Below are 11,893 nucleotides of genomic sequence, written 5' to 3'. Positions count from 1 at the left end.
CGACATGGATTTAAATCGATTAGGTTGGGCCAGTCCGGCGAAATCGCTTTGTGCGTTTCGCCGGAGCACTTTTTGCTTCAGCCTGTCGTTGTCCAAAACCGCGATACGCTTTTGGGCGACATGCAAGACCTTACTTGCCGTGCAAGCGGGCTTCCGCTGCCTTGGCGGCGGCATCGGCGGTGATGCCGAAATGCGGATAAAGCTGTTCGATGGTGCCGCTGGCGCCGAAGCCGGTCATGCCGATGAAGATGCCGTCGGAGCCGATGAGATGATCCCAGCCCTGGCGGATGCCCGCCTCGATCGCCATCTTGATCGGCGCGCTGCCGATCGTCTTCATGCGGTAGTCGTCGCTCTGCTTGTCGAACAATTCGAAGCAAGGCATCGACACGACGCGGGTCGGATGACCATGCTTTTCCAGCAACTCGCGGGCGGCGAGCGCGATCTCGACCTCGGAGCCGCTGGCGAAGATCGTCACCGCGGCCTCCCCGCTGGCAGCGGCCAGTTCGTAGCCGCCCTGGCTGCTCAGGTTCTTGGCCGAGAATTCGGTGCGCACTGTCGGCAGGTTCTGGCGGGTCAGCGCCAGCGTTGACGGCGTCTTTTCCGACTCGAGAGCGATCTGCCAGCATTCGGCGGTTTCCACCGCATCGGCCGGACGGAAGACATTGTGGTTGGGAATGGCGCGCAGTGCCGCCAGATGCTCGACCGGCTGATGGGTCGGGCCGTCTTCGCCCAGACCGATGGAATCATGGGTCATCACGAAGATCGAACGGATGCCCATCAGCGAGGCCAGCCGCATCGACGGACGGGCATAATCGGAGAAGCACATGAAGGTGCCGCCATAGGCGATCAGGCCGCCATGCAGCGTCAGTCCATTGAGTGCGGCGGCCATGCCATGCTCGCGGATACCATAGTGGACGTAGCGCTGGCCATAATCGTCCGGCGAGATGTTCTTGGTCTGGCTGGTCTTTGTGTTGTTGGAGCCGGTCAGGTCGGCGGAGCCACCGATGGTCTCGGGCACGGCGCCGTTGATGACCTCCAGCGCCATTTCCGACGATTTGCGGGTGGCGACCTTCGGCTTGTCGACAGAGAGCTTCTTCTTGTAGTCGGCAATGACGGCGTCGAAGTTGGACGGCAGCTTGCCGGCGATACGGCGCTCGAACTCAGCCTTCAGCTTCGCTTCGGCCTTGGCGAGGCGGCCTTCCCAGTCGGTACGCGCGTTGACGCCGGCCTTGCCGGCGGTGCGCCATGCGTCGAGGATGTCGGCCGGAATCTCGAAGGGCGGCGAATCCCAGTTGAAGAACTTCCGCGCGCCGGCAATCTCGTCGGCGCCGAGCGGCGAGCCGTGTGCCTTGTTGGTGCCGGCCTTGGTCGGCGCGCCGAAGCCGATGGTCGTCTTGCAGGCGATCATCGTCGGCTTGTCGGAATGGCGGGCGGCTTCGATGGCATAGGCGATCGCTTCCGGATCCGTGCCGTCGATGTGGCTGGCGTTCCAGCCGGAAGCCTGGAAGCGGGCGACCTGGTCGGTGTTGTCGGCGAGCGACACCGGGCCATCGATCGAGATGTTGTTGTTGTCCCAGAAGACGATCAGCTTGTTGAGCTTGAGGTGCCCGGCAAGTGCGATGGCCTCCTGGCTGACGCCTTCCATCAGGCAGCCATCGCCGGCCAGCACGTAGGTGTAGTGATTGACGAGGTCGTTGCCGAAGGCGGCGTTCATGATGCGCTCGCCGAGCGCGAAGCCGACCGAATTGGCGAGACCCTGGCCGAGCGGGCCGGTCGTCGTTTCGATGCCGGTGGCGTGACCATATTCAGGGTGGCCGGCGGTCTTCGAGCCCAACTGGCGGAAATGCTTGATCTGGTCGATGGTCATGTCTTCATAGCCGGTCAGATGCAGCAGCGAATAGAGCAGCATCGAGCCGTGACCGGCCGAGAGGATGAAGCGGTCGCGATCGGGCCAGTGCGGGGCCTTGGGATCATATTTCAGGAAGCGTGTGAACAGCACCGTGGCGATGTCGGCGCAGCCCATGGGCAGGCCGGGATGGCCGGACTGAGCCTTCTCGACGGCGTCCATGGAGAGAAAGCGGATCGCATTGGCCATCCGGTCATGTTGTTCACGCGACGTCATGGTTCCTCCAGAAATGGGGGTTTGGGGGCTGGGGAGAGCCCTGGAAAAGGGTGCGCGACACATAGCAGGCGCGGGCTTTTAGTCAACAAATCGGTGCGTATTTGCCGGTCTTATGATGCCGACGGCGGGCCTACATTAGCGTTAGCAGGGGACAGTCGCGAGAGCTTTGTTGACGTTGCCTTCACCCGGTGCCTAATGTTTCGCGGATAACGCGTTCTGAACGCGAACGATTCGGTGATGGGCAGGGCACAGGACGAAGGCCATGACCGGGGAAACCACGCTCAAGGAAGTCATCTCCAGGCTGGGTAAGGCCATCGAGGGGCTGGAAAATGCTGTCGCGGCCAAGCTCGAGCATGAACGCGATTACTCGGAAGCCGAGGCCGAGGTACAGCGGATGAATGCCGACAGATCCCGGCTGGCGCAAGAACTCGACAATTCCGAAGCGCGCGCCGAAAGGCTGGAAGATGCCAACAAGGAAGTGTCGCGACGGCTGGTGACCGCCATGGAAACCATCCGCGCTGTGTTGGACAGATAGGGCTGGACAGGTAGGCTCATGGCACAGGTCACGGTTTCCATCGACGGCAAGCAGTATCGGATGGCCTGCGACGAAGGTCAGGAAGAGCATCTGATCGATCTTGCGGAACGCTTCGACCGCTATGTCTTGCATCTGAAGGACTCATTTGGCGAGATCGGCGACCAGCGGCTGACCGTCATGGCCGGCATCATGGTGATGGACGAGCTCTCGGAGTTGCAGAAGCGCGTCAAGGGCATGGAAAGCGAAGTGCTGACCTTGCGCAAGACGCGCGACGATGCGCTGACCAAGGCCGACAAGAACGACAGCGTGCTGACCAACGCGCTTGGTGCACTGGCGCAGCGCATGGAAGATCTGACCGAGACGCTGGCCGTCAACAAGGCTTGAGCCGCACGGAGCCTTCCTGTCCACACGTGGCTCGTGGCTCGTGGCTCGTGGCTCGCATGCACTGGCGTTGCCGCCGGCTGCACAAAAATGCTCGTTCTGCCGCCGACAAGAGTTTCATATTATCTCGCGGCCGCGATTTTTGCGCTAAGATGCAGCAATGCCGGAACGTGGGGACGCCTTGATGGCGGCATGGTTTGCCGCCCGTAGCCCTCTCTACTGGCAGGATTTGTTTCAGGGGAGATGTGCCATGAGCCTTCGTATCAACGACATCGCGCCGGACTTCACCGCCGAGACCACGCACGGGACGATCAAGTTCCATGAATGGATCGGTGACGGCTGGGCGATCCTGTTCAGCCACCCGAAGAATTTCACCCCGGTCTGCACGACCGAGCTTGGCACGATGGCCGGGCTGGAGGGCGAGTTCAAGAAGCGCAATGTCAAGATCATCGGCATTTCGGTCGATCCGGTCGAAAGCCACGGCAAATGGCAGGACGACATCAAGACGGCGACCGGCCATTCGGTGAACTATCCGCTGATCGGCGACAGGGACCTCAAGGTCGCCAAGCTTTACGACATGCTGCCGGGTGGCGCCGGCGAGACGTCGGAGGGCCGCACGCCCGCCGACAACGCCACGGTGCGCTCGGTCTATGTCATCGGGCCTGACAAGAAGATCAAGCTGGTGCTTACCTATCCGATGACCACGGGCCGTAACTTCGACGAGATCCTGCGCGCGGTCGATTCCATGCAGCTGACCGCCAAACACCAGGTAGCGACGCCGGCGAACTGGAAGCAGGGGGAGGATGTCATCATCACCGCCGCCGTCTCCAACGAGGATGCAATCAAGCGTTTCGGCGCCTACGAGACCATCCTGCCCTATCTCAGGAAGACCAAGCAGCCATCCGCCTGACCACTTCGGAACAGTTTTTGGCTTTCTCGCCGCAGCGAGCGAAATGATACTTGACTGGGTCAAGCGAGGGGGCAACCATGCTCCCCTTGGGTGCCGGTAGAGAAAATCATTCCTACCTACCAAAGCGCGTCGCTTCTGAATGGATTGAGACGGCGCGCCGAGGTGTGAGTTGTTATGCATGTCGTTCTCCCAAAGCCGGGGCCACTTTTGGGCGACATGCATCAAGGGTTGGGGGAGCTGAAATTGGACCTAGCTTTGGCCAGGCCGCAGGTCAGCGGCTTCTATGACAAGCCGACCGGGGCCATCCAGTATGTCGTCGCCGACCCGGCGACGAAGCGATGCGCCATCATCGATCCGATCCTCGACTTCGACGAGAGGTCCGGCGCCACGGCGACGAAGAGCGCCGATGCCCTGCTCGACTTCGTCAGCGAGCAGGGGCTGGGCGTCGAGTGGATCCTCGATACCCATCCGCATGCCGACCATTTCTCGTCGGCGCACTATCTGAAGCAGAAGACAGGCGCGCCCACGGCGATCGGCGAGAGGATCGTCGACGTCCAGAAACTGTGGAAGGCGATCTACAACTGGCCGGATTTTCCCGCCGACGGTTCGCAATGGGACAGGCTGTTCGGGGAAGGCGAGACCTTCCGGATCGGCACCCTTCCAGTCACGGTGCTGTTCTCCCCCGGGCACACGCTGGCCTCGATCACCTATGTGATCGGCGATGCCGCCTTCGTCCACGATACGCTGTTCGTGCCCGACAGCGGCACCGCGAGGGCGGACTTTCCCGGCGGCAGTGCAGCGCGGTTGTGGCACTCGATCCAGGACATCCTGGCATTGCCGGACGAGACGCGCGTTTTCGTCGGCCATGACTATCAGCCCGGCGGACGAGAGCCGTTGTGGGAAAGCACGGTCGCCATGCAGAAGGCCAGCAATACCCACCTCGTTGCCGCGCGCACCGAGGCTGATTTCGTTGCCCTGCGCGAAACCCGCGACAGGACACTGCCGATGCCGAGGCTGATCCTGCATGCGCTGCAGGTCAACATGAATGGCGGACGGCTTCCTGACCCGGAAGCCAATGGCCGGCGTTATCTGAAATTTCCGCTGGACTCACTTTGACCTGACGGCGCCAGAGCGGTTCACCGTTTAACGGAAACGCCGAACCGCTCTATCTCTTTGATTTGACGCAATTCCCTGAGGGAAAGCGCTACGCGCTTTTCCCGGGAAAACCGTTTCACACTTTTCCTGGAATTGCTCTCGACAGCGCTACAAAAAAGGCGGCGTCAGTTTCCTGACGCCGCCTTTGTATTTTTGTTGCCGAGCTAGCCTTAAGCCGCCGGCTGTGCCTCGATGGTGCGCAGCGCCTGGGTCTGGCGTTTGGCGGCGGCCTTGACCGCGTCCTGCACCTTCTCGAAGGCGCGCACCTCGATCTGGCGCACGCGCTCGCGGCTGATGTCGAACTCGGCCGACAGCTCTTCCAGGGTCAGCGGCTCCTCGGCGAGGCGACGAGCCTCGAAGATGCGCCGCTCGCGCTCGTTGAGCACGGCAAGAGCGCCCGACAGCATGCCGCGCCGGTTTTCCAGCTCGTCCTGCTCGATCAGCATCTCTTCCTGGCTTTCATGGTCGTCGACCAGCCAGTCCTGCCATTCGCCGGATTCGCCTTCGCTCGCCCGGATCGGGGCATTGAGCGAGGCGTCGCCCGACAGGCGGCGGTTCATTGACACCACTTCGGCTTCGGAAACGTTCAGCCTTGTGGCGATCTCGGCGATCTGGTCGGGCTTGAGGTCGCCGTCATCCAGCGCCTGGATCTTGCCCTTCACCTTGCGCAGGTTGAAGAACAGGCGCTTCTGGTTGGCGGTCGTGCCCATCTTGACCAGGCTCCACGAGCGCAGGATGTACTCCTGGATCGAGGCCTTGATCCACCACATGGCATAAGTCGCGAGGCGGAAGCCGCGCTCCGGTTCGAATTTCTTGACGGCCTGCATCAGGCCGACATTGCCTTCCGAGATCACCTCGCCGATCGGCAGGCCGTAGCCGCGATAGCCCATGGCGATCTTGGCGACGAGCCGAAGGTGGCTGGTTACAAGCTTGTGTGCGGCCGTGGTGTCCTCATGCTCGGCATAACGCTTGGCGAGCATGTACTCTTCCTGCGGCTGCAGCATGGGAAAGCGGCGGATTTCTTCCAGGTAGCGGCTGAGGCCGCCTTCGCCGGAAACAATGCTGGGTAGTGACTGGGCCATGATAGCGCCCCCTCTCTATTGGAGTGATGCCCCCGAAACGCGGCGGGCATGTGACGCGAGCACCAAAAGGCTCGCCCGCGACATCAGATGTATACAGGAACAAAACCAGAAAAGACAGGCATTTGTTCAACACGAAACAGTGTGTCACGCTGAAGTGAACAATGCCAGTCAGGTTTTTTGATGGCTAGCTTGAAGCTTGTTGGTGACCGGTTCAGAGCTTGCGGAAACCGCCGACGAGTTCCTCCATGTCCCTCGGTATCGGCGCCTCGAACCTCATCGTTAGATGGGTAGTCGGGTGGCGAAATGCAAGCAGCCAGGCATGCAAAGCTTGCCGGGAAAATGCCTTGACCTGGCTTTTCAGCGGTTCGGGCAGCCGGTTGGCCTTGGTGCGGAAGGCCTGGCCATAGTCGGGGTCGCCGATCACCGGATGGCCGATATGCGCCATGTGGACGCGGATCTGGTGGGTGCGACCGGTCTCGAGCCGGCATTCGACCAGGCTGGCCGTGGCGAATTCCTGCTGATCGACGCCGAAGCGCTCCCGCACGGCAAAGTGGGTGACGGCATGACGGGCGTCGTCGCGTCCTTCCGGCACCACGGCGCGGCGCACGCGGTCGGCGGCGCGGCCGAGCGGCGCGTCGACCGTGCCCGTCGGCCGCTGCGGTATGCCCCAGACCAAAGCCAGATAGGCGCGTTCGAGATCGCCGGTCAGGCCGTGATCGGCGAAGGCTTCGGACAGCGACTTGTGGGCGCGATCGGTCTTGGCGACCACCATGACGCCGCTGGTCTCCTTGTCGAGGCGGTGAACGATGCCCGGACGGCGCACGCCGCCGATGCCGGAAAGGCTGTCGCCGCAATGATGGATCAGCGCGTTGACCAGCGTGCCGGTCCAATTGCCGGCGCCGGGATGCACGACAAGGCCAGCCGGCTTGTTGATGACGATCAGTTCGTCGTCTTCATAGAGCACATCGAGTGCGATGTTCTCGCCCTGTGGCTCCGCCGGTTGCGGCTCCGGCATGGCGACCGAGACGCTTTCGCCCGGCGTCATCTTGCGTTTGGTCTCGTCGACCGGCTTGCCGTTAATCGAAACCGCGCCCTGCCTGATCAGCATCTGCACGCGGCTGCGCGACATATCCGGGCCGAGGCTCGCAGCCAGCCATTGGTCGAGGCGCTGACCGGCCGCATCCGCGCCCGCCACCAGCACGGTGGGCGCCGTCGCTATGAATTGGTCCTCTATCAATTCAGGGGCCTCTTCGCTATGAGCGCTCATTGAAAAACCGTTCCGGACTATTTGCCATGGCCAGCCCAATTGCCGAGGAAGATCAGGAGAAACCGCTCGACCCCGAGGTCGAAAAGGTGCGCAGGAAACTCGTCCGCTTCGTCGGGATCAATCTCGGCCTGCTGTTCCTTGCCCTTATGGTGGTGATCGGCGCCCTTGTCTACAAAGCGCGCAACGCGCCGCCGGCGAACCCGCCGCTGGCCGGCGACATCCAGATGCCGGCCGGCGAGCCAGTCAGCGGCGACATCGTGCTGCCGGTCGGGGCCAAGCTGGTCAGCCAGTCGCTGTCCGGCAACCGCGTGTCCATAGACACCGAGCTTGCCGACGGCAGCCGCACGATCTTCGTCTACGACATGACAGAGCGCCGGATGATCGGCCGCTTTGCAATTCGCAACAAATGAGCGGGCCGCGACAAAAGAGCGTCGGCAACAATGAGCAAGGCTTAAGGGATGACCGGGTTCGCCGAACATCGTCGCGTCGCGACCGTCGCACTGGTCGTCGCCAACTATGACGAGGCGATTGCCTGGTATGTCGAGCAGCTGGGTTTCCTGCTCATCGAGGATGTCGATCTCGGCGCCGGCAAGCGCTGGGTCACGGTGGCGCCGGCCGACGGGCAGGGCGCGAGGCTGCTGCTGGCCGAGGCCTCCGACGAGGCACAGGAGAAAAGAATCGGCAACCAGACTGGCGGCCGGGTCTTTCTGTTTCTCGAAACCGACGATTTTGCCCGCGACCATGCAGCGATGCTGGAGAAGGGCGTCGAATTCCGCGAGCCGCCGCGCTTCGAGCCCTATGGCACGGTCGCGGTTTTCGCCGATCTGCATGGCAATCTCTGGGACCTGATCGAGCCGAAACGGTAGGCTTGCGGCCGGCCTTTCCTCGATACGACAAAGCCGGCGAAGCCCAGTTGCTTTTTTCCAGCCGTCAGCCTATATCGCCGGTTCTTGAACGCGCCCATCGTCTAGCGGTCAGGACACCGCCCTCTCACGGCGGGAACAGGGGTTCGATTCCCCTTGGGCGTACCACTCTCTCCACCAGTTGTCCGATCTCGGCTACGCTCGTCGCTTCTGGCGCAGCGGGGCCGATTGCATTAGCATTGCGGCGTGGATCCTAAGGCACGGCTCAAGCGGCGCGCAGAACGCCGGGTGCGTTGATGCCGCGCGGGGAGGAAGGCCAATGCAGAAACTGCAATCGCAGGGCGTGCATCACATCACGCTGGTCGGCGCCGGGCGGCAGACCTCGATCGATTTTTGGGAAGGCGTGCTCGGCATGCCGTTCATTTTCGAGCAACCCAACCTCGACAAGGCAAAAGAGAGCCACCTCTATTTCGATCCGGGCGACGGCCGGCTGATCACCATCTTCACCGATGAGAGTCGTACGCCGGAGAAGCGACGCACGCCGACCGATCCGGGTTGCGTCCACCACATCGCCTTTTCGGTGTCGCGCGTCACGTTCCTGCAGGCGGTTGGCCGGCTCGACGAACGCGGCATCAAGCACAGCGGCGTCAAGGATCGCGGCTTCATGGATTCGATCTATTTCGAGGATCCGCTCGGCCTGCTGATCGAGCTTGCCTCCTACCGCTTCGAGCCGCCGGCCGGCTTCACCCATGCCGACGTGCTGATGGAAGCGCACAGGCTGCGTGTCGCTCGCGGCGACTACAACATTGCGGAAGTGCATCTCGCCGATGCGATCCAGGCGCTCGTAGAGCGTTCCCGCGCAACCTTGTCGGACGACCGGGCACCGAAGAACCCATACTGAACAAACCAGAGGGAGGAACAAATGGCCAAGACAGCAACGAAGAGCGCGAAAAACCCGGCGGCCAAGGTAGCCGCAAAACCGGCGGCGAAAGCGGCGGCAAAGCCGGCGGTAAAGGCAGCTGCCAAGCCCGCTGCGAAGGCCAAGGCAAAGCCGGCTAAGAAACCTGCCGTGAAGCTGAGCATGCTGAAGCCCAGCGTCAACAACATGACCGTTCGGGTGTTCGCGCGCGCGGCCGGGCTGGGCGCCGACGAGACCGATGCCTGGGGCCACACCCGCTCGCCCGAATTCACGGCGCGAAACCCCTCGCATTTGACGCCAATGATCGAGGACAAGGGCCTTCCCAGGGGCGTGTTGTGGGAAAGCTGCGCCATCATGCAGTATCTGGCGAACAAGCACGGGCTGGAGAAATTCTATCCCAAGGCGCCGGCCAAGCGGGCGATGATCGACAGTGCCATGTTCTATCTGGTCGGTACGCTCTACCCCTATGTGGCGCGCGCAACCTATCCGTTCCTCGGCTTCCCGCAATATGCCGGCGAGGTCGGCCACAGCGACGCCCACCCCGACAAGAAGTCCGAAGCCCAGAAGGCAGCGATGGCCGCGATTGCCGAGCCGCTGGAGGTCTTCCACAGTTTCTTCAGGGACGGCAAGCCGTTCATCGGCGGCAAGAACCCGTCGATCGCCGACATCCGCCTGGCGGCGACGCTCGAGTTCCTGGCGGTCGTCGATTATCCTCTGCCCAAATGGGCCAAGGAGTATATGGCGGCGATCGAGAAGAAGCTCGGCAAGGCGTACGCCGAGCCTGCCGGCGACGTGCGCGGCTACATCGCCTATGTGAGATCGCAAGCCAAGGCCTGAGGTTAAAGGGGGCCCGAGGTTAAGGATTCGTTAACCAAAGCCCTGTCTACTGCCGATAATTCACCCCGCGACCACGGATGTACTGGCGCCGAGGTGGAAGGAAAGGTCGGCGCAATGCCGGCCTTTTTGCTTTCGCTCACTGTCGACGTGACGTCCTATCTTCTTGTTTTAACGCATTCCAGACGGAAAACCCGTTTCACACCTTTCCTGGAATTGCTCCGGTGTCGCATTTTCGGCGTCAACTTTTTGCCCAGAGATATTGTCATTGCCGGCGTTGGCCTTACCATCCATTTCGGCAGTCGGCATGGACTGCCGGTCAGGAGTGAGACGAGGGCTGGCGATGAAAAGCGTTGCGAGGCAGGCTGTGGTTGCGGGGATGATGCTGGCAGGCGCCGTTCATCCTTCAAATGCCGCTGAACTCAACACCATGAGCGATGTCGGGGCTGCGATCCAGGCATGCTGGACGCCGCCGGCGGATGCCGGAACTGCCAGCATTACCTTGAGCTTCAGCTTCAAGCGGGACGGCACGCTGATCGGCCCCCCGAGGCCGACAGCCATCCATGTGAACGGCGACGCCAAGGCGAAAAAATCATTTGTCGACGCGGCTACGACGGCCTTGCAGAATTGCCTGCCCCTGACCTTCTCGTCGAAGCTGGCGCAAGGGGTCGCCGGCAACGTGTTCACGTTGCAATTCACGTCTCCCAAGTAAGGCGACAGGGAAGCCGGAACCGCCTTGCCACGGCGGTGCGCTCAGCTCTTGGCGTATGCTGGTTCAGTGGTGACTGCGCCTCGCCTCGGCATGCCGGGCAAGGTCAGGCGTCTCGAAGACATAATCGTTCCAGGCCGATTCCGGAACCTGGCCGGCCAGATAACATTCCAGCAACAGGCTTTGCTCGGCATTGAGGGGCCTTGGTGCACGCTCGTGATCCAGCCCCAGCGACTGAAACAGGTTCCTTGTCAGGTCCGAAACCGTGAAGTGGATCGACATCTGCGTTCTCCTCTCTCCTGGCCCATTCAACGCTGAAGCCCAGGCAAAGGTTTCAAGCTCAAACACAAATAAAGGATGGTCTGGAACACAAGGACAGTTGGAACAGAGGGACGCTCACGGCGTTGTGATCGACATCAGCCAGGAGAAACGCCATGGCAACGTTCAGGGAAATGAGGGTGCTGGAGATCGTCGAAGACGGCTCCCTGACCACCGAACAGAAAATCGCTGAACTGCGCGAGATCGAATCCGAGGCTCGTGGGCTGCAGCGGGCTGCATCGGAGAGCCCGATGGGCGACGATGATGGCTGGCAGGACGATTTGCGTCAGGTACGTCTCGCACTCGACAAGCTCGGTGCGAGAGAACCCAAAAAGGGCGCTGCCTCGCTCTGAACGCAGAGCTTGCTGACAGGCATTTGCCAATCGATCGCTATTCGCAGACCATGCGAGCTCTCTTGCCGGGCTCGGTGACGTTTCTGCACGTCAGCAGCTTCGCCGGTTCAGGTGAGGAAGGCGGTGTCGAGACCCTCGTCCGGTGCCGTCTTGGCGGGGCATGGGTCACCACCCTGCGCTCGGAAAATCGCTGCGGCGGCTGCGGCGCCACCGGAAAGGCGCCGTCTTCAACCTGCTCGTATTCGACACGCGGTGGCGGCCGATCCCAGAAACGCCTGACATCGAGCGGCCTCGGGATGACCACGGTGCCGTCATAGGTGCGCGAGCAGCCGCTGCCGAAAAGCAGCATCAGCCCCATGAAACAAGGCAAAGTCCGTCCAACCATCCGCAATATCCCTTGGAGCTTATATAGCGGCTTCAATCCTGCCGGCAAGCCGGCGGAACA

General features: G+C 61.9%; 15 protein-coding genes and 1 tRNA gene. 11 read left to right on the top strand and 5 right to left on the bottom strand.

The window, feature by feature from the left end; genetic code table 11:
- Positions 1-130: 130 nt before the first annotated feature.
- Entirely contained in the window at positions 131-2,122 is a 1,992-nt protein-coding gene (gene tkt / locus CGZ66_RS26000) for a transketolase (RefSeq protein WP_095089349.1), read from the bottom strand.
- Positions 2,123-2,384: 262 nt separating this feature from the next.
- Between tkt and CGZ66_RS25995 the strand changes: the two genes are divergently transcribed.
- The 4 genes from CGZ66_RS25995 (at position 2,385) to CGZ66_RS25980 (ending at position 5,064) form a co-directional block, all read left to right on the top strand.
- On the top strand, positions 2,385-2,657 hold the full coding sequence (locus CGZ66_RS25995; RefSeq protein ID WP_095089347.1) for a DUF4164 domain-containing protein: 273 nt from the start codon (positions 2,385-2,387) through the stop codon (positions 2,655-2,657).
- An 18-nt stretch (positions 2,658-2,675) separates the two neighbouring features.
- Positions 2,676-3,041 (top strand): cell division protein ZapA, encoded by a 366-nt coding sequence (locus CGZ66_RS25990; protein ID WP_095089345.1) that lies wholly within the window; start codon positions 2,676-2,678, stop codon positions 3,039-3,041.
- A 247-nt stretch (positions 3,042-3,288) separates the two neighbouring features.
- Positions 3,289-3,948, top strand: a complete 660-nt coding sequence (locus CGZ66_RS25985) for a peroxiredoxin (protein WP_095089343.1) — start codon at positions 3,289-3,291, stop codon at positions 3,946-3,948.
- A 243-nt stretch (positions 3,949-4,191) separates the two neighbouring features.
- On the top strand, positions 4,192-5,064 hold the full coding sequence (locus CGZ66_RS25980; RefSeq protein WP_095089341.1) for an MBL fold metallo-hydrolase: 873 nt from the start codon (positions 4,192-4,194) through the stop codon (positions 5,062-5,064).
- Between the two features lie 209 nt (positions 5,065-5,273).
- Here CGZ66_RS25980 and rpoH read toward each other — a convergent pair whose 3' ends face one another.
- Together rpoH and CGZ66_RS25970 are read right to left on the bottom strand one after the other, a co-directional pair.
- Positions 5,274-6,185 (bottom strand): RNA polymerase sigma factor RpoH, encoded by a 912-nt coding sequence (gene rpoH / locus CGZ66_RS25975; protein ID WP_095089340.1) that lies wholly within the window; start codon positions 6,183-6,185, stop codon positions 5,274-5,276.
- Between the two features lie 211 nt (positions 6,186-6,396).
- Positions 6,397-7,452 carry an RluA family pseudouridine synthase gene (locus CGZ66_RS25970; RefSeq protein ID WP_095089338.1) on the bottom strand — a complete coding sequence of 352 codons (1,056 nt, stop codon included), beginning with the start codon at positions 7,450-7,452 and terminating at the stop codon, positions 6,397-6,399.
- Positions 7,453-7,478: 26 nt separating this feature from the next.
- On the opposite strand from CGZ66_RS25970, the gene CGZ66_RS25965 reads away from it, so the two are divergent.
- The 6 genes from CGZ66_RS25965 to CGZ66_RS25940 all read left to right on the top strand — a co-directional run bounded on the left by CGZ66_RS25965 (position 7,479) and on the right by CGZ66_RS25940 (position 10,780).
- On the top strand, positions 7,479-7,862 hold the full coding sequence (locus tag CGZ66_RS25965; protein WP_095089337.1) for a fimbrial protein: 384 nt from the start codon (positions 7,479-7,481) through the stop codon (positions 7,860-7,862).
- A 48-nt stretch (positions 7,863-7,910) separates the two neighbouring features.
- Positions 7,911-8,318: a VOC family protein gene (locus CGZ66_RS25960; RefSeq protein ID WP_095089335.1), complete on the top strand. Its 408-nt coding sequence runs from the start codon at positions 7,911-7,913 to the stop codon at positions 8,316-8,318.
- A gap of 90 nt (positions 8,319-8,408) precedes the next feature.
- Positions 8,409-8,483 (top strand) — tRNA-Glu (locus tag CGZ66_RS25955).
- Positions 8,484-8,634: 151 nt separating this feature from the next.
- Entirely contained in the window at positions 8,635-9,216 is a 582-nt protein-coding gene (locus CGZ66_RS25950) for a VOC family protein (protein WP_095089334.1), read from the top strand.
- A 21-nt stretch (positions 9,217-9,237) separates the two neighbouring features.
- The gene (locus CGZ66_RS25945; protein WP_095089332.1) at positions 9,238-10,071 is read left to right on the top strand and encodes a glutathione S-transferase family protein; all 834 of its coding nucleotides are present in this window, start codon (positions 9,238-9,240) and stop codon (positions 10,069-10,071) included.
- Positions 10,072-10,411: 340 nt separating this feature from the next.
- Positions 10,412-10,780, top strand: coding sequence for a hypothetical protein (locus CGZ66_RS25940; protein ID WP_095089331.1), 369 nt, complete (start codon positions 10,412-10,414; stop codon positions 10,778-10,780).
- Between the two features lie 63 nt (positions 10,781-10,843).
- On the opposite strand, the gene CGZ66_RS25935 is transcribed toward CGZ66_RS25940, so the two are convergent.
- Positions 10,844-11,059, bottom strand: coding sequence for a hypothetical protein (locus CGZ66_RS25935; protein ID WP_095089329.1), 216 nt, complete (start codon positions 11,057-11,059; stop codon positions 10,844-10,846).
- Between the two features lie 152 nt (positions 11,060-11,211).
- On the opposite strand from CGZ66_RS25935, the gene CGZ66_RS25930 reads away from it, so the two are divergent.
- A complete protein-coding gene (locus CGZ66_RS25930) occupies positions 11,212-11,448 on the top strand; it encodes a hypothetical protein (protein ID WP_095089328.1) in 237 nt (78 codons plus the stop codon).
- Between the two features lie 37 nt (positions 11,449-11,485).
- Here the strand turns inward: CGZ66_RS25930 and CGZ66_RS25925 are convergent, their stop codons facing one another.
- A complete protein-coding gene (locus CGZ66_RS25925) occupies positions 11,486-11,833 on the bottom strand; it encodes a hypothetical protein (protein WP_095089327.1) in 348 nt (115 codons plus the stop codon).
- Positions 11,834-11,893 lie beyond the last annotated feature (60 nt).

This window comes from Mesorhizobium sophorae (assembly GCF_002270415.1).
GTDB lineage: Bacteria > Pseudomonadota > Alphaproteobacteria > Rhizobiales > Rhizobiaceae > Mesorhizobium > Mesorhizobium sophorae.
Note: the sequence above shows the minus strand (reverse complement) of the source record. Positions and strands in the feature narration are given on the sequence as shown.

Excerpts from the sequence above, each read along its gene's own strand:
- CGZ66_RS25950 (WP_095089334.1), top strand. The coding sequence starts at position 8,635 with ATGCAGAAACTGCAATCGCAGGGCGTGCATCACATCACGCTGGTCGGC.
- CGZ66_RS25985 (WP_095089343.1), top strand. The coding sequence starts at position 3,289 with ATGAGCCTTCGTATCAACGACATCGCGCCGGACTTCACCGCCGAGACC.
- CGZ66_RS25960 (WP_095089335.1), top strand. The coding sequence starts at position 7,911 with ATGACCGGGTTCGCCGAACATCGTCGCGTCGCGACCGTCGCACTGGTC.
- CGZ66_RS25990 (WP_095089345.1), top strand. The coding sequence starts at position 2,676 with ATGGCACAGGTCACGGTTTCCATCGACGGCAAGCAGTATCGGATGGCC.
- tkt (WP_095089349.1), bottom strand. The coding sequence starts at position 2,122 with ATGACGTCGCGTGAACAACATGACCGGATGGCCAATGCGATCCGCTTT.
- CGZ66_RS25925 (WP_095089327.1), bottom strand. The coding sequence starts at position 11,833 with ATGGTTGGACGGACTTTGCCTTGTTTCATGGGGCTGATGCTGCTTTTC.
- CGZ66_RS25995 (WP_095089347.1), top strand. The coding sequence starts at position 2,385 with ATGACCGGGGAAACCACGCTCAAGGAAGTCATCTCCAGGCTGGGTAAG.
- CGZ66_RS25935 (WP_095089329.1), bottom strand. The coding sequence starts at position 11,059 with ATGTCGATCCACTTCACGGTTTCGGACCTGACAAGGAACCTGTTTCAG.
- rpoH (WP_095089340.1), bottom strand. The coding sequence starts at position 6,185 with ATGGCCCAGTCACTACCCAGCATTGTTTCCGGCGAAGGCGGCCTCAGC.
- CGZ66_RS25930 (WP_095089328.1), top strand. The coding sequence starts at position 11,212 with ATGGCAACGTTCAGGGAAATGAGGGTGCTGGAGATCGTCGAAGACGGC.
- CGZ66_RS25965 (WP_095089337.1), top strand. The coding sequence starts at position 7,479 with ATGGCCAGCCCAATTGCCGAGGAAGATCAGGAGAAACCGCTCGACCCC.
- CGZ66_RS25970 (WP_095089338.1), bottom strand. The coding sequence starts at position 7,452 with ATGAGCGCTCATAGCGAAGAGGCCCCTGAATTGATAGAGGACCAATTC.
- CGZ66_RS25940 (WP_095089331.1), top strand. The coding sequence starts at position 10,412 with ATGAAAAGCGTTGCGAGGCAGGCTGTGGTTGCGGGGATGATGCTGGCA.
- CGZ66_RS25945 (WP_095089332.1), top strand. The coding sequence starts at position 9,238 with ATGGCCAAGACAGCAACGAAGAGCGCGAAAAACCCGGCGGCCAAGGTA.